Consider the following 23,220-nt stretch of genomic DNA (forward strand, 5'->3'; position numbering starts at 1 on the left):
AAATTTATAACAAAAGGTAAACACAATGAAACAGTCTATAAAAAATAAACGAGAAACCTTTTCTGGTAGAAAAGCGTTTATTTTTGCTGCCATAGGATCGGCAGTGGGTTTAGGGAATATTTGGCGTTTTCCCTATATTACTTATGAAAATGGTGGTGGTGCATTTATTTTCCCTTATCTTATTGCACTTTTAACAGCTGGTATTCCCCTGTTATTTTTAGATTATGCCATTGGGCATAAATATCGTGCAGCTCCTCCGTTAGCTTTTCGCAAATTATCTAAAGGGTTTGAAACATTTGGTTGGTGGCAAGTGATGATTAATATCATTATTGCTATATATTATGCGGTTATTTTAGGTTGGGCTGCATCTTATACTTATTTTTCATTTAATAGTGCTTGGGGAGCGGATCCTGCAAGTTTCTTCTTTAAAGATTTTTTACAAATGGCTGAAGGTGCTTCAGTAGGATTTGATTTTGTTGGTAACATAGTTGGTCCATTGATCGGTGTTTGGGCATTTATACTTGTTATTCTTGCGTTAGGTGTGCAAAAGGGAATTGGTAAGTCTGCGACATTTTTTATGCCTTTACTTACAATAATGTTTATTATCTTGGTGATTAGTGCATTATTTTTACCTGGTGCGGCAAAAGGCTTAGATGCATTGTTTACACCAGATTGGTCTAAATTATTAGAGCCGACAGTTTGGGTTGCAGCTTATGGACAGATTTTCTTCTCATTATCTATTTGCTTTGGAATTATGATCACCTATTCATCCTACTTAAAGAAAGATAGTGATTTGACTGGTTCTGGATTGGTAGTTGGTTTTGCAAACAGTAGTTTTGAATTACTTGCGGGTATTGGTGTGTTTGCCGCATTAGGTTTTATGGCGACAGCTGGTGGCAAAGAGGTCAGCGAAGTTGCAACGTCTGGTATTGGATTAGCGTTTATCGCTTTCCCTGCAATTATTGATCAAGCACCTTTCGGGGCACTTGTTGGTATTTTATTTTTTGGATCATTGCTATTCGCTGGTATTACTTCATTAATGTCGATCTTAGAGGTTATTATTGCTTCAATACAGGATAAATTAAGAATAAGACGTCAAGTTGCTACGGCTCTTACTTGTATTCCTATGGCAATTATTTCTATTCTTTTATTTGGTACAACAACTGGGCTACCTGTACTTGATGTATTGGATAAATTTGTTAATAGTTTTGGTATTGTTGCTGTTGGATTATTTGTAATTTATGCGATTTTACTAAGTGAGTCTTTATCAAAATTAGCTGATCACGTCAATGAAACTTCTTCTGTTAAATTAGGAATGGTATGGCGAGTTCTTGTTGGTGCGGTTACACCGATTGTTCTTGTTTATATGCTATTTACGGAAGTTCATAAAGTCGTGACGGAAGGTTACGGTGGTTATCCTACTTGGTTTGTAAATACATTTGGGTGGGGAATGGCTATTGGTATTTTAGTTATTGCTTTTCTGTTATCAAGATTACCTTGGAAGTATTTAGATTCAGCTAATAAAGGAGAAAAATAATGAGTACTAGCGCAATCATTATGATGTCAATTGCATTGACTATTATTTGGGGCGGGTTGGTTATTTCTTTTTTAAGATTACCAAAAGAATAAATTTATAAAAATTTAGAGCGCACTAAAAGAAAGGATACAAAGTTTTTAAATTTTAAAAAGATTTAGAATGAAAGTCTTACTTAAATAATAAAGCCATACTACGATGAGTATGGCTTTATTGTGTGTCTTTATTTCTTATTTAACCATACCATATATTCAGCCACACCTTCTGCAACGGTTTTAAAAGGTTCGTTGTAACCAGTTTCTCGCAATTTAGTTAAGTTGGCTTGAGTATATTCCTGATAACGACTTTTTAAATGTTCTGGGAATGGAATCGTTTCAATTTCGCCTTTGCCATGATATTTCAATACGGCTTTAGCTACTTCTTCAAAACTTTCAGCGTTACCTGTACCACAGTTATAGATGCCTGAAATGCCTTGTTGCCAGCACCAAATATTTACTTTTGCTACATCTCCCACATACACAAAATCACGTAAAAAATGCTCACTGCCAGCAAATAATTTAGGATTTTCACCTTTTAGAATTTGGTTATTTAAGTGAAATGCAACACTTGCCATACTTCCTTTATGTTGTTCACGAGGCCCATATACATTGAAATATTTAAAGCCACAAATAGGGGATTGTGCCTCTGGTAAAAGTTTGCGAACATATTCATCAAATAAGAATTTGGAATAGCCATAAACATTGAGCGGACCTTCAAATTGACGTTCTTCCACAAATTCTGTTTTATCACCATAGGTCGCCGCAGAGGAGGCATAGAAAAACGGAATTTGACGATCTAAGCAATAGTGCAATAACTCTTTTGAATATTCATAGTTGTTATGCATAATATATTTACCGTCCCATTCTGTTGTTGCGGAACAAGCGCCTTCGTGGAAAATTGCTTCAATTTTCCCAAAATCATCACCCGCTACGATAGAGGCAATAAAATCTTCTTTGTCACAATAATCCGCAATATCAAGATCGACTAGGTTAATGAATTTAGTTCCATCTTTTAGATTATCTACTACCAAAATATCTTTACGACCGATTTCATTAAGTGCTTTAATAATATTACTACCAATAAATCCCGCACCACCTGTTACAATAATCATAATCTATCCCTTTTATTAACAAGAATTTTTACTATTGTAATAGATTTTTATAAGAAGTGCTAAAAGTGCGGTGTAAATAATTGAACTATTTGCTGAATTTTATTGAAATCGGTGATGTTTATTTGTTGATCCTGATGTTGATTTTTTCCCATTACGGCATTAGATTGCCATTTCATTAAACTCTTTCGATAAGTCGTGCCGGAAAGGTGGAGTTCTTGAACGTTTGTTGCTACAGCTAGAGATTGGGCATTTTTAATATTTATTCCTGCTCCTGCCATAATACTAATACGGTTATCGGCTTGTTTTACAAGAGCAGTAATCATTTCTCTACCTGAATAGGCGTTGTTTGCTTGTCCTGATGTAAGTATTCGTTTACAACTTGATTGAATTAATTGTTCTAATGCAACATGGGGATTTTTACAAAGATCAAAGGCTCGATGAAAGGTGATGTCTAGATTATACGCAGAATCAATAAGCTTTTCTAATATAGCAAGATCTATTTCGGCATTTTTTGTTAATGTACCAATTACTACTCCGCTTACACCTAAAGATTTGCCCATTTGTATGTCTGCAATCATCATATCTATTTCATATTGATTAAATAGAAAATCTCCAGCTCGAGGACGAATCATTAGGTTAATCGGAATAGTGGAATTTTTGACCGCACTTTCAATGAGTGAATAAGGTGGGGTAACACCACCCAGCGCTAATGAACCACAAAGCTCAATACGATCTGCTCCTGCTTGTTGAGCAATGAATAAAGACTCTATGTTGTCGATACAAACTTCGATTTTCATTTTTGAGTAATTAAAGTTTATTCTATTATTTTATTACAAAATCATTTTTACCAATTTATCGGCTTTTAATCTTGAAAATTTCTTCAATAATTTTTGAACTGGTTCTGGGTATTGTGATAATTCTTCTATTTCGGTATAACAACCTAAAATAACCGTATTTTTCCGAATAGCTTCTAGCTCTTCGTTGACAGGTTGTAATAATTCTTGTTTTGGATCATAAATGAATAAACCATTTTCTGCATCTAGTCGCCATGCTCGAGGATTAAGATTATTTCCTGTGAGTAATATATAATGGTTATCAACCCACACACCTTTTAAGTGATAAGTATTATCTACATCTTTCCAAGTTCTAATTATTAATTGTTGTTGTTTTATCTGTGCATCAAATTTTTCACTAAATGCACGTAAATTACTTTCATATAAATAAGGTAAGGCACTTGCCATTTTAAAAGGTTCAGAAGGCGAAACATAAAAATCATTAGCTATTTTATCTCCAACAATAATTTCTACTTTTTTTCCTGATTCAAGTAGGTTAGCAAGACTTTGTTGCAATTTATTTGGAAAATTAAAATAAGGAGTACAAATTGTAAGTTTTTCTTGAACAGAGTCGAACAAATTCTCTATGACTGTGTTTAATTGATTATTTTTATTAGATAAACCAAACAATGGTGAAATGCTTAGTTGTTCTTTTTCTGTTATTGCATTATTAACAGAATAGGTTGCATTATTCGCTAAATATTTACGAAATGCACGAATATTTGAACGTATTTCTTTGGTCTTAGTTCTGATTTGATTATCTAATGGTCGCACAACATCTGAGTTAAATAAGTACTCAATAATAAAGTTACTCATACTTTCAGCAAGGGCGGGATGGGTAATTTTATGATAGCGATCAAAACGATATTTATTGTTTTGATTTAAATAGACATTGTTGATACTTGCGCCACTGTAAAGTACAGTATCATCAAATACAAAACCTTTAATATGTAATACTCCAAATATTTCCCTGGTATTAATAGGTACACCAAAAAAGATATTTTCACCACTCAATTCATTCAATTTGTTACGTTGTTCATAATACCAATCTGCATTAGTTTCAGCGTTTTTTTCTGCACCCAATAAATTACGTTGTGCTCGATGCCAATCAACAAATATTTTTACATCGAGAGAAGGCGTGTTTATTTTTGCATGATATATCTCATCTAAAATTTCTTGACCAGCTTCATCATTTTGCCAATAGAGAAGAGTCATATAAATACGAGATTTTGCTTGGCGAATCAATTCAATAATTTGTTTTTTAAAGCCTGTTGAAGTGCAAATGAATTCTATTTGCTTAGCTTGTAATGGAAAATATGGCAAACTTTTTAAAAATTGCTGTGCTTGTGTGTTTTTCTCAATAGACATAGTTTGTTCTCTATATTTTTACTCTACAAGAGCCATTATTGTAGTAGTTTACAATATTTACCCCGTAACTTGGTAGAAAAAAGGTGTATTTTCGTTATAATGCGTGTAACTTTTAATAAAGAGCGGTTATTTTTCCGCTATTTTATTACTTATACACATATAAATGGCTATAAAATGAATACAAAAAAGACAAGTTTTCAAAAAACAGATAATCAAAAATCTTTTAATGAGCGTTCTGTCGGGGATAAACAATCTCCAAAAAGATCGCATTTTTCTGAGCAATCTCAAAAAGAAAATCATAGAAATTTTTCATCAGCAACACCGTCTAATAAACGTAGAAATACTTATAAATCCGATCAAAACTCTCAAAAATATCAACCAGTGAAAAAGGAATTACAAGTTACAGAGAGCTTAATGGAAAATGCAAGTGGAACGGGACGAGTTAAGGTTATAGTTAAAAGTCATAGTGATAATAATCAATCTTATGTTAAAAAGACTGGACCTTTATCACCTCGGGCTCCAGAAAAAATTAAGAAAAATCGCTCAGAAGAGATGAAAGTATATGGCGAGAATGCTTGTTTAACATTATTTCAAAAGCGTCCAGAAAGTATCGTGCGAGTTTGGGCTACCGTAGAAATGGCTCATCGTATTGGTGATATGTTTAGTTATCTTGCGACCAATAAAAAAGCTTATCATGTGGTTGATTCTCAAGAATTAAATTTAGTCAGTGGAACGACCCATCATGGTGGTATTTGTATGTTAGTGAAAAAACGCCACCCTTTTACATTAGATGGTTATTTAGATATTCCTCGTAAAAAAAATTGTTTGCTTTTACTTGAGGGCGTCCGTAATTCTCATAATATTGGCGGTATTATGCGTACTTGTGCCTTTTATGGAATAAGTGGTGTTATTATTGATGATGTTGAATTATTGAATTCAGCGTCGGCAATGAGGGTTGCAGAAGGCGGAATGGAATATATTCATCCATTACAGATAGTAAATACTGAAACAGCACTAGAAAAATTACGTTCTTTAGGTTATCAAGTTATTCATTTAACAACAGATAAATCTGTGAGCTCTTTTGATAAATTATCCTTAAAATCAAAAGTTGTTTTTATTTTGAGTGAGATATCTACGGATAGTCTGTTTAAAAAAGGAGATGATAGGGTACATTTATCTTATGCTAATCCATTAAAGCACGGGCTAAATATTTCAGTGGCTGCAGGTGTTTTATTATCGAAATGGTCATTAGAAAGTTAGACTTGCTTTTTATTATAGTGTTAATAGATGTTGTTAGAGCTGGTCTGGATGATGAATTAATACAAAGCGTTCCCATAATTGCTCTTCTGTTTCAATATGCAAAGGATCTTGTTTTATACAATTACTTATTGGGCAAACTTTTTGGCAAGTGGGTGTATCATAATGACCGATACATTCTGTGCAAAGAATAGGATCGATAACATAAATTTCATCACCAATTGAGATGGCATCATTCGGACATTCAGGTAGGCACATATCGCAATTTGTACATTTATCTGTAATTAAAAGTGCCATAATTTACCTCTGATTATTATATGAAATCGGAGATTATAAAGAATACTTATTTAAAATCAAATAAGAAAATAAAATAGGATTACTATGAAAAAAAATAAATTTACGTTATCAAGCGTATTATCAATGATTATCTTGCTTGGTTTTATGGGATGGCAATACCTTTCTGATAATAATACGTCTTCCAAAAAAGAGTCTAAGAATACCTCTCAGCATAGTAATATTCAATCCATGCCTAAACAAGTTAGTCAAGATTTAGTTGGTAACTATGATTATAATATGCGTAATGATCCTATTGGTCAGAATAAAGCGGGAGAAACGCATTATTATACTTTGGCACTTTCTTGGTCTCCTGGTTTTTGTGAATCACAAATAAAACGTTTTGGAAATAATTTACCTAATTCTTTAGAGGCTCAATGTGGACAAGGTAAACACTTTGGTTGGATTATTCATGGTTTATGGCCACAGAATCAATTTGCAAAAAGTGTATCTGAGCATCCTCGCTTTTGTCAGGGGGATTTGCCAATGGTTGATGCCAATATTATGAAAAAATATTTATCTGAAAGTCCAAGTCCTAATTTGTTACAAGGGGAATGGGAGAAACATGGTGCTTGTGCATTTGAGAAAGCAGAGCAATATTTTGAAAAACAGCGTGAATTATACCGCACTTTAGTGTTACCAGCAGAAGATTTAGGTTCTCGTAATGCACTTTTTTCTTGGTTAAAGAAAAATAATCCTCAATTAAAAAATCATCATTTAGGTGCGAGCCACAATGAGTTGTTTATTTGTTATGGGTTAGACTGGAAGGTAATGGATTGTCCCGCTCGTTAATATAATATTATAGATTTGTGTAGTGATTTTGGTAAATGAATAAGTTTATCGATGGAATATTTGTAAATAGAAATTGATCTAAACCAGTTACAACATAATGATATATGAGTATAATGCAACTATATTTATAGGATTTTAACTAATATATTAATAATAGAGGGTAAATTATGTCAGTAATCAAAATGGCCGACTTAGATTTAACAGGTAAACGTGTTTTTATTCGTGCAGATCTTAATGTGCCAATAAAAGATGGTACGGTTACATCAGATGCACGTATTCGTGCAACTATTCCAACATTAAAATTAGCTTTAGAGAAAGGGGCTAAAGTAATGGTCACCTCTCATTTAGGGCGTCCAACAGAAGGGGTATTTGAAGAAAAAGATTCGTTACAACCTGTTGTTGATTATTTAAATGAAGTGTTAGATGTCCCTGTCCGTTTAGTACGTGATTACCTTGAAGGTGTTGAGGTTAATCAAGGTGAAATTGTGGTACTTGAAAATGTTCGCGTGAATAAAGGCGAAAAGAAAAATGATCCTGAATTAGCTAAAAAATATGCAGCACTTTGCGATGTGTTTGTAATGGATGCCTTTGGTACTGCTCACCGTGCACAAGGTTCAACCCATGGGGTTGCAGAATATGCTCCTATTGCTTGTGCAGGTCCTTTATTGGCAGCTGAACTTGATGCATTAGGTAAAGCATTAAAAGAGCCACAACGCCCAATGCTTGCAATCGTTGGTGGTTCAAAGGTTTCAACTAAATTAACTGTATTGGATTCCCTTTCTAAAATTGCTGATTTATTAATTGTTGGAGGTGGAATTGCAAATACTTTTGTCGCTTCACAGGGACATAATGTAGGTAAGTCGCTTTATGAAGCTGATTTAATTCCTGAAGCACAACGCTTGTCTAAAGTAACGAATATTCCAGTTCCAGTAGATGTTCGAGTTGGTCTTGAATTTAGTGAAACTGCAGTTGCTACTGAAAAAGCGGTTTCAGAGGTTCAAGCAGATGAATCTATTTTTGATATTGGGGATAAATCAGCAGAAGAATTGGCAGAGATTATTCGTAATTCAAAAACGATTCTTTGGAATGGACCAGTTGGTGTATTTGAGTTCCCTAATTTCCGCAAAGGGACTGAAATTGTGGCCAATGCTATTGCGGAAGCAACAGCGAATGGTGCATTCTCTATTGCAGGTGGTGGCGATACATTAGCTGCAATTGATCTATTTGGTATCAAAGATAAAATTTCTTATATTTCAACAGGCGGTGGAGCATTCTTAGAGTTTGTTGAAGGCAAAGTATTGCCAGCCGTAGAAATTTTAGAGAAACGTGCTAACGGATAATTAATGAATTATGTAAGGACGAAAAATTCGTACTTAATATATTGTTTAAACAACAAATAGGAAATTAAAAATGGCAAAATTATTAGACATCGTAAAACCAGGCGTTCTATATGGAGATGATATTCAAAAAGTTTTTGCTTATGCAAAAGCAAATAACTTCGCAATTCCTGCGGTAAACTGTGTTGGTACTGATAGTGTAAATACCGTATTGGAAACAGCTGCTCGTGTAAACTCACCAGTAATTGTTCAATTTTCAAATGGTGGTTCACAATTCTATGCAGGTAAAGGAATTAAACCAACAAGTGGTATTCGCCCTGATGTTTTAGGTGCCATCGCTGGTGCAAAACACGTCCACACATTAGCCGAAGAATATGGTGTGCCTGTAATTCTTCATACTGACCACGCGGCTAAGAAATTATTGCCTTGGATTGATGGATTATTAGAAGCAGGTGAAAAACATTTTGCTGAAACTGGTCGTCCTTTATTCTCATCTCATATGCTTGATCTTTCCGAAGAGCCAATGCAAGAAAATATGGCAATTTGTCGTGAATATTTAGCTCGTATGTCAAAAATTGGTATGACATTAGAGATTGAAATTGGTATCACTGGTGGTGAAGAAGATGGTGTAGATAACTCAGATGTTGATGAATCTAAATTATATACTCAACCAGAAGATGTACTTTATGTGTATGACCAGTTAAATCCAGTAAGCCCTCGCTTCACTATTGCTGCTGCATTTGGTAACGTACATGGTGTTTATAAACCGGGTAATGTAAAATTAAAACCATCAATTTTAGGTGCTTCACAAGAGTTTGTGTCTAAAGAACGTAATCTTCCAGCTAAATCATTAGACTTTGTATTCCACGGTGGTTCTGGTTCTTCAACAGAAGAAATTCGCGAAGCAATTAGCTATGGTGCAGTGAAAATGAATATTGATACTGATACGCAATGGGCTGCATGGGAAGGTATTTTAAACTTCTATAAAGCTAATGAAGCTTATCTTCAAGGTCAATTAGGTAACCCTGAAGGTCCTGATTCACCAAATAAAAAATTCTATGATCCACGTGTTTGGTTACGTAAATCAGAAGAGTCTATGTCTAAGCGTTTAGAAAAATCGTTCCAAGACTTAAACTGTATTGATGTATTATAATTAATTAAGATGTAGAGGAGCAATCTTAATCTGACAGGCTTTCATTTAAAACAGGAGCATGTCGGATTATTGAGCATAGGTTACTCTATGCTCAAATTTGTTTTCTATCAAGTAATATATCTATCAGTGTTCTTTAACATCAATTTTTCCTTGAAGGATTCAATGATAGTTACGATAGATTAACTACCAATCTAAGTAAGTTTGTTATTTGTCTAGGTTAGTATGAATCTATTTTACTTCTTCTTGGATACTTACATAGAAAGTATCCTGTGTTCGTGGTAGGGATACCGTATTAATTGCACTATTAGTAATATTGTTTTCTTTACTTAAGTTTTAGATCTCGAGTTTGTTGTTCTGTTAAGATAGTCCTTTTCTCTGTCATTTCTTTGTTAGGGTTACTAAACGTTATTTAAAGTTAGCAAGATTATGACGTAGCCAAATAGAAAAAACATTATATCTAATACTAATATCTCTTGTTTACACAGCTAATTATTTAATTTTACTTGTCTATAAGAGAGATGATTTAATGGGAATTTTATCACTGATTTTTCAATTTTTTCATCAAAGTGATTTTTAATATTTGGGGCTCTGATTTTGGTTGAGTAAGGTTTCTATATCGCCTTTTTTACTGCTTGTTGTCTCATATATCAAGAAAACGTATTGTGTTTATTTTAATAAAAAATAGTTTAATCTCTTTGATAGAGAAGGCATAAATGGACTATTACTTCAATCTAATGCTCGTCGAAGAGTGAATCAAATATGTTAAAATATCTCTAAAATTGACTAATCATATAGAAGTGAGAGAACTTAAATTATTAAATTTATGTGCGGAGGGCGCTGGTTTAAATAAAGTTGAAAGAATTTCAATTGAAAGCGATAAGGAGAAAGACGGAATTCGATTTTTGAAAAGCAGATTATTCCCTGAGCATTTAACTTGGGATGGCTAGCTCGTCTTGTTGTATATTCTTTTATTGTTTTAAATTCAAAGTAGATAAAGAAGCACAAAGAAAGTAATAAGTTCGATAAATTAAAACAAGATGGAAATTATAGTTTTCATTGAGTAGCAGCTTTGTTTAAAGAGGTAAAACGAATACAACATTAATTTAATTAATGAGTTGAGCAGTTCACTTGAAAAAGGAAATTTGAGTATTATAAAGTTAGAGATTGTAAGGTTGAAAAAAACTTTATCTAATAGGATGTTAGAGCAATGGAACAGTTCCCTAAATGAGTAGTCGATATTCCTAAGTTTAAAGTAAAATAGTAGGACGTAAAATTTATTATTTCTATCTTTGATTGGATATGATGTGATGAAGACTTGTTGGAGGATTAAAAATAAAATGTTTTTATAAACGTAATTTTGTTAAAATTGAAGACGGGGAACGAGTAAAATATGATTATGCTCGCTACTACGATACAGTAGATACTTTAAAACTAAAGGGACTGAATCCAATATAATAACGAAATCAATCCTTGTTGAAATAACAATTCAATTCTTAGAAACCGCTTGCTCTTTGATAATCCCTTTTTAGTTATGATTGATTAGAAAAGATAGCCAAAGTTAATCTTCATGTTTATATTAGAAGCTACGGAACCACATTTTTGCAATTGAACTCTTACTTCAATTGAAGGAGAATTAGTAAATTGTTTTTAAGTCTAATATTTAAACTGTTCACTATATGATTTGATTTTACCTTATGCTGGTTTTTCTTGTAATTAGTTTGGGATATCGTCAAATTATCTTTTGTTAGGGTAATGCTTGAGTGAATCTTTAATGTAATATCCATAAGTTTGTATTTCACATTAATGCCACCATTACATTGCTAAATGTAATATATTGATTAATTATAGCATCTTAATCAAGTTGTGTTCTGCAAAGAATGTAAAATTTAAGTATTTATAAACGGACTAATAGTTAATTTATTATCTATATCAAAAATCAAAAATTCTTGCATGATTCACATAAACATCCATATTTTTTGCGATTCGATAAAGTATTAATATTTCATTTTTTTAAACGGATAATTAATTTTTTTTCATTGGTGTATTTTGTTCTCAACCCTATAGTTTTGTGATTATATGTATTTTGTTTGTCGTATTAAAAAAGTCCCGTTTTCGTATTAGATGTTAATTTGGTATTAGCTTCTAAAGTGGTAGTTGGATATTGTTTTTCATTTTTTAATGTAGAATAGTATTCCACAAATAGAGTATTGTAATTACTATGAATAATATTAGTATCATATGAACGAAGTTGTTTTACTCTATTTATGTATTTTGAAAAATCCAATCTTTTATCTAATTTTAATCGACATAACCCAGATTGTTCATTAATGATTGTATGGCTAAATAATCAAGAAAGGTTATATTATTAGTTGATGTTAAGGAACTACTTTCTTGGAGAGTGTTATTTAGTAGGCGAATTTTAGAGGGAAGGAGAACGGGTCTGGCTTGGTCAAAAATTTAATTATTCAATGTAGTCATTTTTTATTTGACCTGCGGTATTTCTCTATTTAGTGCATTAGGTTGAACGATGGCATAGTTATTTGAACGCTGTATTTTTTATGAGAGCCAGTCTTTTGTTCTTAATTTAAGTGTGGTAACACTTTAATTTTTTCAATCACCTCTGGTCTTTTATCTTTTAATTTCCAGTCTGTTGTTTTTTCATCTATTAGTGGAATATATTCACTTAAATTTTTAATACCTATATTGCCGTCATTTTCAAAGGTAGCAAATAACATTCCTTCCCTATATCCTAAGGAAGGAGGTATACCTGAGTTTTTTGTATTAGTAATTTCTTGTTGGATAAAGACTATTTCCAATTTCAACAATGCGTTGAGGATCTCGTGCATCTGAAAGATAAAGATTAGTCCATTGATTAATCAGTATGATTGTTGAGTTTCATATAGTTATTGGTTGATTCACCTTTTGGATTTGATGCTAAAACACATGTTTAGTACTTGATAATGTCACATAAATAGATGAGCCTTGAGAAGGCTTAGATCGAGTTATGAAGTCATTGAAGCAATGTAAAGGAATCTACTTATGCCGCGTACTTCCCCCATGTCTTCACTACAGTAAGTTCAACGTCTTCACGGAACATCAGTAAGCACATCATTTGAACGCCCAGACTGCTGGTCATAGTCAATTTTAAATACCACATTTTCTAATGATGAGGTATTAGGAGTTTTTGTTATATCTGATGTTTTTCTATTATCTTTAGAATACATGATGATTGTGGCAATTCTATTATCCTGCACTGTTTGAATAAGGAAAATCAATACGTCGTTGACCATTATAGAAATAGAATAAATTAATATTGATAATAGAAAAACATGATTCTTTATTAATGACTTATTTGTTTGTCAAAAGGTGGAAGAATAATTGTTTGTTATTGTTTGAGTAATCCTAGTTATAAATTATATAAAAGCATTGAGTAAGTGTGATTCTACTCTAATTTATACATTAATAATAAAGCATATTTTCTATATTATGAGTTTTATTAGAAAAATATTTATGGAATTATTTTTTTATGTAATATATCGAATCTATAGCCTTATATGTTAGCAGTATTGATTTTGATTAAGAATACTAGATATTTATTATTCTTTAGTCAGCATTGAATTTACATATTCTAGTAAAATATTTTATCTTTAGTGCTTTAGCGACAAAGGATATTACTTTAATGGAATACATTATTTACTTTTTATATGAATGATTCACTATGGAGTATGAGGATAGTAAATGAAGGGAAAATATCCGATATATTGTATAAGGAGATAGTATTTATTGTTGTAGACGTTGTAAATTATGATATAAAAGCTGTTATTGTAGCCAAAAATCTGATTTATTACCATTTATGGATTTTAAATGTAATTAACCTTATTTTAGAGTACGTTTATTTTTATTTTTATTTTTATTTTTATTTTTATTTTTATTTTTATTTTTATTTTTATTTTTATTTTTATTTTTATTTTTATTTTGTCATACTTTTGAGATTGAATATTATTAATGTTGGATATTACATCAAAGCTGAAGTGAATAGCATTAAAGTGAATAAAGAAGATTTAAAACATATAATAACCTATGACGAAACATTTGTTGATGTAGTATTGCTAAAATAGGAGATACTTTATTAAGTTTAAAAATAACTCCATTTGAATTAGAAGAACGCTAATAAAAAACAGATAGTTTTAATTAGAAATTTAGTAAATTATAAGTACATATTTTATGTTGTTACAGCTATGCGTTGTTTCGATTCTGCAGAAGATAAAGGTATTTTACTATAACTATCTAATATTTAAGCAAATGATGAGTTACTAAACCGGAAAATATAAACGTGTTTAAGAATTTATTTAAGCAACTTTGAGGTAATAATTTTACATGTTTATGCTATCCAATAATATTCTAGTATAAAGCTATTGCCCTATATAGATAAATAATGGTATAATTCGCAATCTATTTACATTAGGTAAATAGGTTCGTCCCGAAAGGGTGTTATTAATTTTAGCGGAGTACTAAGATGATCCAAGAACAGACTATGCTCGACGTAGCTGATAACTCAGGCGCTCGCAGTGTAATGTGTATCAAGGTTCTCGGTGGATCGCACCGTCGTTACGCTGCTATTGGTGACATCATCAAAATTACTGTAAAGGAAGCGATTCCTCGTGGTAAAGTTAAAAAAGGTGATGTATTGAAAGCAGTTGTTGTGCGCACCAGAAAGGGTGTTCGTCGCCCAGATGGATCAGTCATTCGCTTCGATGGCAATGCTTGTGTTATCTTAAACAATAATACAGAGCAACCAATCGGTACTCGTATTTTTGGACCTGTGACTCGTGAGCTTCGTTCAGAGAAGTTTATGAAGATCATTTCTTTGGCACCAGAAGTACTGTAAGGGAGAAGTGAGAAATGGCTGCAAAAATTCGTCAAAATGATGAAGTAATTGTTCTTGCTGGTAAAAGCAAAGGCAAACGTGGTAAGGTAACGAAAGTGTTATCAAACGGTAAAGTTCTTGTTGAAGGTGTAAACATTATTACTAAACATGAAAAACCTGTTCCTGCATTAGGAAAAGAAGGTGGTTTAGTGAAAAAAGAAGCGCCAATTGATTCGTCAAATGTTGCTATCTTTAACCCAAAAACAAATAAAGCTGACCGTGTAGGTTTTAGAATTGAAGACGGCAAAAAAGTTCGTTTCTTCAAATCTAATAATGAAATCATTTAACAAACTGGAGTAATGCGATGGCGAAACTGCATGATTACTACAGAGATCAAGTAGTGAATGAATTGAAATCTAAATTCAGCTACTCATCTGTCATGCAAGTCCCACGAATCGAAAAGATTACCCTAAATATGGGTGTGGGTGAAGCATTGACCGACAAAAAACTATTAGATAATGCAGTAGCAGATCTAACAGCTATAAGCGGTCAAAAACCTTTAATAACCAAAGCTCGCAAATCTGTTGCAGGCTTTAAAATCCGTCAAGGATATCCAATTGGTTGTAAAGTGACACTACGTGGTGAGCGTATGTGGGAGTTCTTAGAACGTTTAATTACAATTGCTGTACCACGTATTCGTGATTTTCGCGGTTTAAGTGCAAAATCATTTGATGGTCGCGGTAACTACAGTATGGGTGTGCGTGAGCAAATCATCTTCCCTGAAATTGACTATGATAAAGTTGATAGAGTTCGTGGTTTAGATATTACAATCACAACTACAGCGAAGAGCGATGAAGAAGGTCAAGCTCTATTAGCTGCCTTTAATTTCCCATTCCGTAAGTAAGGCAGGTTATAATGGCTAAACAATCAATGAAAGCACGCGATGTAAAACGCGTAAAATTGGCTGAAAAATTCTATGCGAAACGTGTAGAGTTAAAGAAGATTATTTCTGATGAAAATTCTTCAGGCGAAGATCGTTGGAATGCTGTATTAAAATTGCAAACATTACCACGTGATTCAAGCCCTAGCCGTCAACGTAACCGTTGCCGTCAAACTGGTCGTCCTCACGGCGTACTACGTAAGTTTGGCTTAAGCCGTATTAAACTTCGTGAAGCAGCAATGCGTGGCGAAGTCCCTGGTCTTAAGAAAGCAAGTTGGTAATGAACCACTTTAATTTTGGAATCGGAGTAAAAGCACTATGAGTATGCAAGATCCTATTGCAGATATGTTGACTCGTATTCGTAACGGTCAAGCTGCAAATAAAGTAGCGATCAGTATGCCTTCATCCAAGCTAAAAGTGGCAATTGCCAATGTCTTAGCAGAAGAAGGTTATATTGACAGCGTTAAAGTATTAGAAGGCGCTAAGCCTGAGTTGGAAATAACGTTAAAATATTTTCAAGGAAAACCAGTTGTAGAAAGCATTCAACGAGTAAGTCGCCCAGGTTTACGTATTTATAAACGTAAAGATGAATTACCAAAAGTAATGGGTGGATTAGGTGTTGCAGTTATTTCTACATCTAAAGGTATAATGACTGACCGTGCCGCTCGTCAAGCGGGTTTAGGCGGTGAAGTTATTTGTTACGTAGCTTAATAGAGAGGTAGGATAATGTCTCGTGTTGCAAAAGCACCTGTTAGTATCCCTGCCGGCGTTGAGGTAAAACTTGATGGTCAGCTACTAACAGTTAAAGGTAAGAATGGTGAGTTATCTCGTACTATTCATAACTCAGTTGAAGTTAAACAAGATAATAATGAATTGACATTTTCTCCTCGTGAGGGAATGGCTGAAGCTAATGCGCAATCGGGTACAGCTCGTGCGTTAGTTAATGCGATGGTTATCGGTGTTACTGAAGGCTTCACTAAGAAGTTACAATTGGTGGGTGTTGGCTATAGAGCTCAAGTGAAAGGCAACGCTGTTGCTTTGAGTTTAGGTTTTTCACACCCTGTTGAGCATATATTACCTGCAGGTATTACAGCTGAATGTCCAACCCAAACAGAGATTGTTTTAAAAGGTGCAGACAAACAAGTAATTGGCCAAGTGGCTGCAGATATTCGTGCTTATCGCCGTCCTGAACCTTATAAAGGTAAGGGTGTACGTTATTCTGATGAAGTTGTACGTACAAAAGAGGCTAAGAAGAAATAATTAAGGTAACACTATGGATAAGAAATCAGCTCGTATCCGTCGTGCAACTCGTGTACGTCATATGATGAGAGAACAACAAGTAACGCGTTTAGTTATTCACCGTACTCCTCGTCATATTTATGCACAGGTTATTGCACCGAACGGTTCTGAAGTGCTTGCTGCTGCTTCCACAGTTGAAAAAGCAATTAGTGAGCAAGTTAAGTATACTGGAAATAAAGATGCTGCAGCAGTAGTTGGTAAAATTATTGCTGAAAGAGCATTAGAGAAAGGTATTAAAGATGTATCTTTCGATCGTTCTGGTTTTAAATATCATGGTCGTGTCCAATCTTTAGCGGACGCTGCCCGTGAAGCTGGTCTACAGTTCTAATAGAGGTAATTTTAGATGGCAAACATCGAAAAGCAAGCTGGTGAACTGCAAGAGAAGCTTATCGCGGTAAACCGTGTATCAAAAACCGTAAAAGGTGGTCGTATTATGAGTTTTACTGCTTTAACAGTAGTAGGCGATGGTAATGGCCGTGTTGGTTTTGGTTATGGTAAAGCTCGCGAAGTTCCAGCAGCGATCCAAAAAGCGATGGAAAAAGCACGTCGCAATATGATTAATGTAGCTTTAAATGAAGGTACATTGCAACATCCAATTAAAGGTGCTCATACAGGTTCTAGAGTCTTTATGCAGCCAGCTAGTGAAGGTACGGGTATCATCGCAGGTGGTGCTATGCGTGCAGTATTAGAAGTTGCAGGTGTTCGTAATGTTCTTTCTAAAGCATATGGTTCTACTAACCCAATAAACGTTGTTCGTGCAACTATTGATGCATTAGCAAATATGAAATCACCAGATATGGTTGCCGCAAAACGTGGTAAAACCGTTGATGAAATTTTGGGGTAATAAAATATGGCAAAAACTATAAAAGTAACACAAGTACGTAGTTCTATCGCTCGTTTACCGAAGCATAAAGCTACACTACGTGGTCTTGGTCTTCGCCATACTAATCATACTGTGGAGTTAATTGATACTCCGTCTGTACGTGGTATGATTAACCAAGTTTCATATATGGTTAAAGTGGAGGAGTAAGATATGCGTTTAAATACTCTATCTCCGGCTGAAGGCTCTAAACATAGCAAAAAGCGCTTAGGTCGTGGTATTGGTTCAGGTTTAGGAAAGACAGGTGGTAGAGGGCATAAGGGTCAGAAATCAAGAACAGGCGGCGGAGTTCGTCGTGGTTTTGAGGGTGGACAAATGCCTTTATATCGTCGTTTACCAAAATTTGGTTTTACATCAATGAAATCAGCTGTAACAGCTGAAATTCGTTTAGATGATTTAACTAAAATTGAAGGAAACGTTGTAACTTTAGAAGCATTAAAAGCAGCAGATATTTTGAGTAATGGTATTCAATATGCAAAAGTTATTCTTGCTGGCAAAATTGACACTGCAATAACTGTTAAAGGTTTAGGTGTAACTAAAGGTGCAAAAGCAGCTATTGAAGCTGCTGGTGGTTCAATTGAGGAATAATTAATAAATGGCTAAGCAACCAGGTTATCAAAGTAGAAGTACTCAAAGCGGTACAGGTGAACTTAAAAGCAGATTACTATTTGTTTTAGGGGCACTTATCGTTTTCCGTATTGGTTCTTTCATTCCGGTTCCTGGTATTGATGCAGCTATATTAGCTCAATTACTTGAACAGCAAAAAGGCACCATCATTGATATGTTTAACATGTTCTCTGGTGGTGCATTAAGCCGAGCATCTATTTTTGCTTTGGGAATAATGCCGTATATTTCGGCATCTATTATCATTCAATTATTAGCAACAGTTCATCCTGCTTTGGCTGAGTTAAAGAAAGAAGGTGAGGCTGGGCGTCGAAAAATTAGTAAATATACTCGTTATTCAACCTTAGTGCTCGCTACTATCCAAGCAATAGGAATATCTACTGGTTTGCCTAATATGCTACCAGGATTAGTTCCTAATTTAGGCTTTGGATTTTACTTTACTGCTGTGATTAGTTTGGTTACTGGAACCATGTTTTTAATGTGGCTCGGTGAACAAATTACTGAGCGCGGTATTGGTAATGGTATTTCTTTAATTATTTTTGCTGGTATCGTGGCTGGACTTCCAGCAGCAGTAGGACAAACAATTGAGCAAGCTCGTCAAGGACAAATGCATCTATTAGTTCTCTTATTAATTGCCGTTATTGTATTTGCAGTTACTTATTTTGTAGTATTTATAGAAAGAGGGCAGCGAAGAATAAAGGTTGAATATGCTAAACGTCAACAAGGGCGTCAAATCGTAGGTGGTCATTCTAGTCATTTACCATTAAAAGTAAATATGGCTGGTGTTATTCCTGCTATTTTTGCATCTAGTATTATTCTTTTCCCAGCGACATTAACGTCTTGGTTTGGTCAAAACTCTAGTTTGGAGTGGTTGACAGATCTATCGATATTATTACATCCTGGTCAACCTTTATATTTAATTGTTTATGCTGCTGCTATTATTTTCTTTAGCTTTTTCTATACTGCAATGCAATATAATCCTCGTGATACAGCAGATAATTTGAAAAAATCTGGTGCATTTATACCAGGAATTAGACCAGGTGAACAAACATCACGATATATAGATAAAATTATGACTCGTTTAACATTAGTTGGCGGATTATATGTTACCTTCGTATGTTTAGTTCCTTATATTATGACATCAGCTTGGAACGTACAGTTTTATTTTGGCGGAACTTCTTTGTTGATTGTTGTAGTAGTAATTATGGATTTCATCGTTCAGGTTCAAAGTCATTTAATGTCAACTAAATATGAATCTGCGTTGAAAAAAGCAAACCTTAAAGGTTTTGGACAGTAGTGTCTATTAGATAAAAGGGATGAGCAATGAAAGTTCGTGCTTCAGTAAAGAAAATGTGTCGTAACTGTAAAATTGTGAAACGTGAAGGTGTTGTACGCGTTCTGTGCAGTGATCCGAAACACAAACAACGTCAAGGTTAATATATATTTTTCTTGCAAAGAACCAGTTGAGCATATATAATGCTCAACTCATTTATGTCCTTGATATACTGTTTGAGTATCCTGAAACGGGCTTTTCAAGATCAGTATATCAAATTAGTTAAAAATAGGAGTGCATAGTGGCCCGTATTGCAGGCATTAACATTCCTGATCATAAACACACAGTTATTGCTTTAACAGCAATTTATGGAGTAGGTAAAACTCGTTCAAAAGCTATTTGTGCTGCGGCGGGTATTGCTGAAGATGTTAAGATCAGAGAATTGTCTGAAGAGCAGATAGATAAACTGCGTGACGAAGTTGGTAAATTTACCGTTGAAGGTGATTTACGCCGTGAAGTAACACTTAACATTAAACGCCTATTAGATTTGGGTTGTTATCGTGGTTTACGTCATCGTCGTAGCTTACCAGTACATGGTCAACGTACTAAAACAAATGCGCGTACCCGTAAGGGTCCACGTAAGCCGATCAAGAAATAAGTCGGGGTAAATTTAAATGGCAAAAACACCAGTTCGTGCACGTAAACGTGTAAAAAAACAAGTTGTAGATGGCGTAGCTCATATTCACGCGTCTTTCAATAATACAATCGTTACCATTACTGATCGTCAAGGTAATGCTTTAGCATGGGCAACAGCCGGTGGTTCAGGTTTCCGAGGTTCTCGTAAATCTACACCTTTCGCTGCTCAAGTTGCAGCAGAACGTTGTGCCGAAATTGTAAAAGAGTTTGGCTTAAAGAACTTGGAAGTTATGGTTAAGGGACCGGGTCCTGGTCGTGAATCTACAATCCGCGCATTAAATGCGGCAGGGTTTCGTATCACGAACATTACTGATGTGACTCCGATTCCTCATAATGGTTGTCGTCCACCGAAAAAACGTCGTGTTTAATGGCGTACTAGGATAGTTGGAGAAAGAAAATGGCAAGATATTTGGGTCCTAAACTCAAGCTAAGCCGTCGTGAAGGTACTGATTTATTTCTTAAGTCAGGTGTACGCGCGATTGAAACAAAGTGTAAGTTAGATACAGCACCTGGTCAACATGGTGCAAGAAAGCCTCGTTTATCAGATTATGGTAATCAGTTACGTGAAAAACAAAAAGTTCGTCGTATCTATGGTATTTTAGAGCGTCAATTCCGTAATTATTATAAAGAGGCAAATCGTTTAAAAGGTAATACTGGTGAGAACTTATTAGTATTATTAGAAGGTCGATTGGATAACGTTGTTTATCGCATGGGCTTTGCTGCAACTCGTGCTGAAGCTCGCCAATTGGTGAGTCATAAGGCGATTGTCGTAAATGGTCGTGTAGTTAATATCCCATCTTTCCAAGTTTCAGTAGATGATGTTGTAGCTGTTCGTGAGAAATCTAAAAAACAAGCTAGAATTAAGGCATCTTTGGAATTAGCAGAACAAAGAGAAAAACCAACTTGGTTAGAAATCGACAGTTCTAAAATGGAAGGTGTGTTCAAACGTGTTCCTGAACGTTCTGATTTATCAGCAGACATTAACGAACATCTGATCGTTGAGCTTTATTCTAAATAATAGAGCTTCGTAGCAAAGAGAGGATAAAATGCAGGGTTCTGTTACAGAATTTTTAAAGCCACGTTTAGTTGATATTGAACAAATTAGTTCAACTCATGCTAAGGTGATATTAGAGCCGTTAGAGCGTGGTTTTGGTCACACTCTAGGTAATGCATTGCGTCGAATACTTCTATCTTCTATGCCTGGTTGTGCAGTGACTGAAGTAGAAATTGACGGTGTATTGCATGAATATAGTAGTAAAGAAGGTGTTCAAGAAGATATTATTGAAGTCCTTCTAAACTTAAAAGGTCTAGCGGTTAAAGTTCAGAATAAAGATGATGTTTTTCTGACTCTAAACAAATCTGGAATTGGCCCTGTTGTTGCAGCCGACATTATCCATGATGGTGATGTCGAGATAGTGAATCCGGATCATGTCATCTGTCATTTGACGGACGAGAATGCATCTATCAGTATGCGAATTCGTGTTCAACGTGGTAGAGGATATGTTCCAGCATCATCTAGAGTTCAAGATGAAGATAGACCTATTGGTCGTTTATTGGTAGATGCTTGTTATAGTCCAGTTGATCGTATTGCTTATAATGTAGAAGCAGCACGTGTAGAACAAAGAACTGACTTAGATAAGTTAGTTGTGGAACTGGAAACAAACGGTACTATTGAACCGGAAGAGGCTATTCGCCGTGCAGCAACAATTTTAGCAGAGCAACTTGATGCATTCGTTGATTTGCGAGATGTTCGTCAACCAGAAGTTAAGGAAGAGAAGCCAGAATTCGATCCAATTCTGCTACGTCCTGTTGATGACTTAGAGTTGACAGTTCGTTCTGCTAACTGTTTGAAAGCAGAAACAATTCACTATATCGGTGATTTAGTACAGCGTACAGAAGTTGAGTTATTAAAAACGCCTAATCTTGGTAAGAAATCTCTTACTGAGATAAAAGATGTTTTAGCTTCTCGCGGCTTATCACTTGGTATGCGCCTTGAAAATTGGCCACCAGCAAGTATTGCTGAAGACTAGTTTGGTCATAGGTTAAAGATTTTTCTGAGAAGGATAAGGTCATGCGCCATCGTAAGAGTGGACGTCAACTAAACCGTAATAGTAGCCATCGCCAAGCGATGTTCCGTAATATGGTAAGTGCATTAGTTAGTCACGAGATTATTAAGACTACTTTGCCAAAAGCGAAAGAATTACGCCGTGTAGTTGAGCCGTTAATCACATTAGCAAAAGAAGACAGCGTTGCAAATCGTCGTTTATCTTTTGCTCGTATTCGCAACACTGAAACTGTTGCTAAATTATTTAATGAATTAGGTCCACGTTTTGCTCAACGTGCGGGTGGTTATACTCGCATATTGAAATGTGGTTTCCGTTCTGGGGATAATGCCCCAATGGCTTATATTGAGTTGGTTGATCGTCCAGAAAAACCAGCAGAAGAAGTTGTAGCTGCGGAATAATTTATTATTAGTAGAATATAAGGCCCACAGTTAATTTTGTGGGCCTTATATTTTTTGTAATAAATAAAAATTTACTCACTTATTATTAGTTACGATTAATTTCTAAATTTAGATTCTCTAATAGAAATGTTATAAAATTAAAACCTCCAAATAATAAATTTTATTATTTATATATTTATCATCGCAATAGCTCCTTTCTACTAGAAGATAAAATATCTTATTTCTAGTTATTCCTCTTTAAGATAATTTTATTGAAAAATATAGATACTTTAAATATAATTGGTAATAGTTATCAATTATATTTAAGCTGATATGAAATTTTATTTATTTTAATTCTGAATTTTTTAAATAGATTTGGTAATTTTACCTTAGTACTTTTCATATAAAACTGGCTTAATTACTCTGTAATATTTAGCTGAA

28 protein-coding genes are annotated in these 23,220 nt (G+C 34.4%); 23 read left to right on the forward strand and 5 right to left on the reverse strand.

Annotated features, from left to right (window positions below; translation table 11 throughout):
- Window positions 1–25: 25 nt before the first annotated feature.
- Together EV697_RS06225 and EV697_RS06230 are read left to right on the forward strand one after the other, a co-directional pair.
- Window positions 26–1,537: a sodium-dependent transporter gene (locus EV697_RS06225; protein ID WP_132023771.1), complete on the forward strand. Its 1,512-nt coding sequence runs from the start codon at window positions 26–28 to the stop codon at window positions 1,535–1,537.
- Window positions 1,537–1,629, forward strand: coding sequence for a methionine/alanine import family NSS transporter small subunit (locus EV697_RS06230; protein WP_132023773.1), 93 nt, complete (start codon window positions 1,537–1,539; stop codon window positions 1,627–1,629). Before EV697_RS06225 ends, EV697_RS06230 begins: the two co-directional genes overlap by 1 nt.
- A 128-nt stretch (window positions 1,630–1,757) precedes the next feature.
- On the opposite strand, the gene rfaD is transcribed toward EV697_RS06230, so the two are convergent.
- The 3 genes from rfaD to pssA are packed head-to-tail and all read right to left on the reverse strand — an operon-like array spanning window position 1,758 to window position 4,885.
- On the reverse strand, window positions 1,758–2,684 hold the full coding sequence (gene rfaD, locus EV697_RS06235; protein WP_132023775.1) for an ADP-glyceromanno-heptose 6-epimerase: 927 nt from the start codon (window positions 2,682–2,684) through the stop codon (window positions 1,758–1,760).
- A gap of 59 nt (window positions 2,685–2,743) precedes the next feature.
- Window positions 2,744–3,481, reverse strand: coding sequence for a copper homeostasis protein CutC (locus EV697_RS06240; protein WP_132023777.1), 738 nt, complete (start codon window positions 3,479–3,481; stop codon window positions 2,744–2,746).
- A 33-nt stretch (window positions 3,482–3,514) separates the two neighbouring features.
- A complete protein-coding gene (gene pssA, locus EV697_RS06245) occupies window positions 3,515–4,885 on the reverse strand; it encodes a CDP-diacylglycerol--serine O-phosphatidyltransferase (RefSeq protein WP_132023779.1) in 1,371 nt (456 codons plus the stop codon).
- 174 nt (window positions 4,886–5,059) lie between these two features.
- Between pssA and EV697_RS06250 the strand changes: the two genes are divergently transcribed.
- The gene (locus EV697_RS06250; RefSeq protein ID WP_132023781.1) at window positions 5,060–6,145 is read left to right on the forward strand and encodes a TrmH family RNA methyltransferase; all 1,086 of its coding nucleotides are present in this window, start codon (window positions 5,060–5,062) and stop codon (window positions 6,143–6,145) included.
- 33 nt (window positions 6,146–6,178) lie between these two features.
- Here the strand turns inward: EV697_RS06250 and EV697_RS06255 are convergent, their stop codons facing one another.
- Entirely contained in the window at window positions 6,179–6,439 is a 261-nt protein-coding gene (locus EV697_RS06255; RefSeq protein ID WP_132023783.1) for a YfhL family 4Fe-4S dicluster ferredoxin, read from the reverse strand.
- Window positions 6,440–6,523: 84 nt separating this feature from the next.
- On the opposite strand from EV697_RS06255, the gene EV697_RS06260 reads away from it, so the two are divergent.
- The 3 genes from EV697_RS06260 to fbaA all read left to right on the forward strand — a co-directional run bounded on the left by EV697_RS06260 (window position 6,524) and on the right by fbaA (window position 9,757).
- Window positions 6,524–7,267, forward strand: a complete 744-nt coding sequence (locus tag EV697_RS06260; RefSeq protein WP_132023785.1) for a ribonuclease T2 family protein — start codon at window positions 6,524–6,526, stop codon at window positions 7,265–7,267.
- Window positions 7,268–7,434: 167 nt separating this feature from the next.
- Window positions 7,435–8,607: a phosphoglycerate kinase gene (locus EV697_RS06265; protein WP_132023787.1), complete on the forward strand. Its 1,173-nt coding sequence runs from the start codon at window positions 7,435–7,437 to the stop codon at window positions 8,605–8,607.
- A 70-nt stretch (window positions 8,608–8,677) separates the two neighbouring features.
- A complete protein-coding gene (gene fbaA, locus EV697_RS06270) occupies window positions 8,678–9,757 on the forward strand; it encodes a class II fructose-bisphosphate aldolase (RefSeq protein ID WP_132023789.1) in 1,080 nt (359 codons plus the stop codon).
- 2,579 nt (window positions 9,758–12,336) lie between these two features.
- On the opposite strand, the gene EV697_RS09830 is transcribed toward fbaA, so the two are convergent.
- Window positions 12,337–12,492, reverse strand: coding sequence for a hypothetical protein (locus EV697_RS09830; protein ID WP_165906478.1), 156 nt, complete (start codon window positions 12,490–12,492; stop codon window positions 12,337–12,339).
- 1,781 nt (window positions 12,493–14,273) lie between these two features.
- Between EV697_RS09830 and rplN the strand changes: the two genes are divergently transcribed.
- From rplN to rplQ, 17 genes are all read left to right on the forward strand, one after another.
- The gene (rplN, locus tag EV697_RS06280) at window positions 14,274–14,645 is read left to right on the forward strand and encodes a 50S ribosomal protein L14 (RefSeq protein WP_132023791.1); all 372 of its coding nucleotides are present in this window, start codon (window positions 14,274–14,276) and stop codon (window positions 14,643–14,645) included.
- A 14-nt stretch (window positions 14,646–14,659) separates the two neighbouring features.
- On the forward strand, window positions 14,660–14,971 hold the full coding sequence (gene rplX, locus EV697_RS06285; RefSeq protein WP_132023793.1) for a 50S ribosomal protein L24: 312 nt from the start codon (window positions 14,660–14,662) through the stop codon (window positions 14,969–14,971).
- Window positions 14,972–14,988: 17 nt separating this feature from the next.
- Complete coding sequence (rplE, locus tag EV697_RS06290) at window positions 14,989–15,528, forward strand: 50S ribosomal protein L5 (protein ID WP_132023795.1); 540 nt, start codon at window positions 14,989–14,991, stop codon at window positions 15,526–15,528.
- An 11-nt stretch (window positions 15,529–15,539) separates the two neighbouring features.
- Window positions 15,540–15,845, forward strand: a complete 306-nt coding sequence (rpsN, locus tag EV697_RS06295) for a 30S ribosomal protein S14 (protein ID WP_132023797.1) — start codon at window positions 15,540–15,542, stop codon at window positions 15,843–15,845.
- A gap of 37 nt (window positions 15,846–15,882) precedes the next feature.
- Window positions 15,883–16,275 (forward strand): 30S ribosomal protein S8, encoded by a 393-nt coding sequence (gene rpsH / locus EV697_RS06300; RefSeq protein ID WP_132023799.1) that lies wholly within the window; start codon window positions 15,883–15,885, stop codon window positions 16,273–16,275.
- A gap of 15 nt (window positions 16,276–16,290) precedes the next feature.
- The gene (gene rplF / locus EV697_RS06305; RefSeq protein WP_132023801.1) at window positions 16,291–16,824 is read left to right on the forward strand and encodes a 50S ribosomal protein L6; all 534 of its coding nucleotides are present in this window, start codon (window positions 16,291–16,293) and stop codon (window positions 16,822–16,824) included.
- Between the two features lie 13 nt (window positions 16,825–16,837).
- Window positions 16,838–17,191, forward strand: a complete 354-nt coding sequence (gene rplR / locus EV697_RS06310) for a 50S ribosomal protein L18 (protein ID WP_132023803.1) — start codon at window positions 16,838–16,840, stop codon at window positions 17,189–17,191.
- A 15-nt stretch (window positions 17,192–17,206) separates the two neighbouring features.
- On the forward strand, window positions 17,207–17,707 hold the full coding sequence (gene rpsE, locus EV697_RS06315; protein WP_132023805.1) for a 30S ribosomal protein S5: 501 nt from the start codon (window positions 17,207–17,209) through the stop codon (window positions 17,705–17,707).
- 6 nt (window positions 17,708–17,713) lie between these two features.
- On the forward strand, window positions 17,714–17,893 hold the full coding sequence (rpmD, locus tag EV697_RS06320; protein ID WP_132023807.1) for a 50S ribosomal protein L30: 180 nt from the start codon (window positions 17,714–17,716) through the stop codon (window positions 17,891–17,893).
- A gap of 3 nt (window positions 17,894–17,896) precedes the next feature.
- Entirely contained in the window at window positions 17,897–18,331 is a 435-nt protein-coding gene (gene rplO, locus EV697_RS06325) for a 50S ribosomal protein L15 (RefSeq protein WP_132023809.1), read from the forward strand.
- Between the two features lie 7 nt (window positions 18,332–18,338).
- Complete coding sequence (secY, locus tag EV697_RS06330; RefSeq protein WP_132023811.1) at window positions 18,339–19,664, forward strand: preprotein translocase subunit SecY; 1,326 nt, start codon at window positions 18,339–18,341, stop codon at window positions 19,662–19,664.
- A 26-nt stretch (window positions 19,665–19,690) separates the two neighbouring features.
- Window positions 19,691–19,804: a 50S ribosomal protein L36 gene (gene rpmJ, locus EV697_RS06335; RefSeq protein WP_005625868.1), complete on the forward strand. Its 114-nt coding sequence runs from the start codon at window positions 19,691–19,693 to the stop codon at window positions 19,802–19,804.
- Between the two features lie 137 nt (window positions 19,805–19,941).
- A complete protein-coding gene (gene rpsM / locus EV697_RS06340) occupies window positions 19,942–20,298 on the forward strand; it encodes a 30S ribosomal protein S13 (protein ID WP_132023813.1) in 357 nt (118 codons plus the stop codon).
- Between the two features lie 16 nt (window positions 20,299–20,314).
- Window positions 20,315–20,704, forward strand: a complete 390-nt coding sequence (rpsK, locus tag EV697_RS06345) for a 30S ribosomal protein S11 (protein WP_005543603.1) — start codon at window positions 20,315–20,317, stop codon at window positions 20,702–20,704.
- Between the two features lie 29 nt (window positions 20,705–20,733).
- Window positions 20,734–21,354 (forward strand): 30S ribosomal protein S4, encoded by a 621-nt coding sequence (rpsD, locus tag EV697_RS06350; protein ID WP_132023815.1) that lies wholly within the window; start codon window positions 20,734–20,736, stop codon window positions 21,352–21,354.
- A gap of 28 nt (window positions 21,355–21,382) precedes the next feature.
- Entirely contained in the window at window positions 21,383–22,366 is a 984-nt protein-coding gene (locus EV697_RS06355) for a DNA-directed RNA polymerase subunit alpha (RefSeq protein ID WP_132023817.1), read from the forward strand.
- A 41-nt stretch (window positions 22,367–22,407) separates the two neighbouring features.
- Window positions 22,408–22,800 carry a 50S ribosomal protein L17 gene (gene rplQ / locus EV697_RS06360; protein ID WP_132023818.1) on the forward strand — a complete coding sequence of 131 codons (393 nt, stop codon included), beginning with the start codon at window positions 22,408–22,410 and terminating at the stop codon, window positions 22,798–22,800.
- Window positions 22,801–23,220: the final 420 nt, after the last annotated feature.

Source organism: Bisgaardia hudsonensis (assembly GCF_004345785.1).
GTDB classification, from domain to species: Bacteria; Pseudomonadota; Gammaproteobacteria; order Enterobacterales; family Pasteurellaceae; genus Bisgaardia; species Bisgaardia hudsonensis.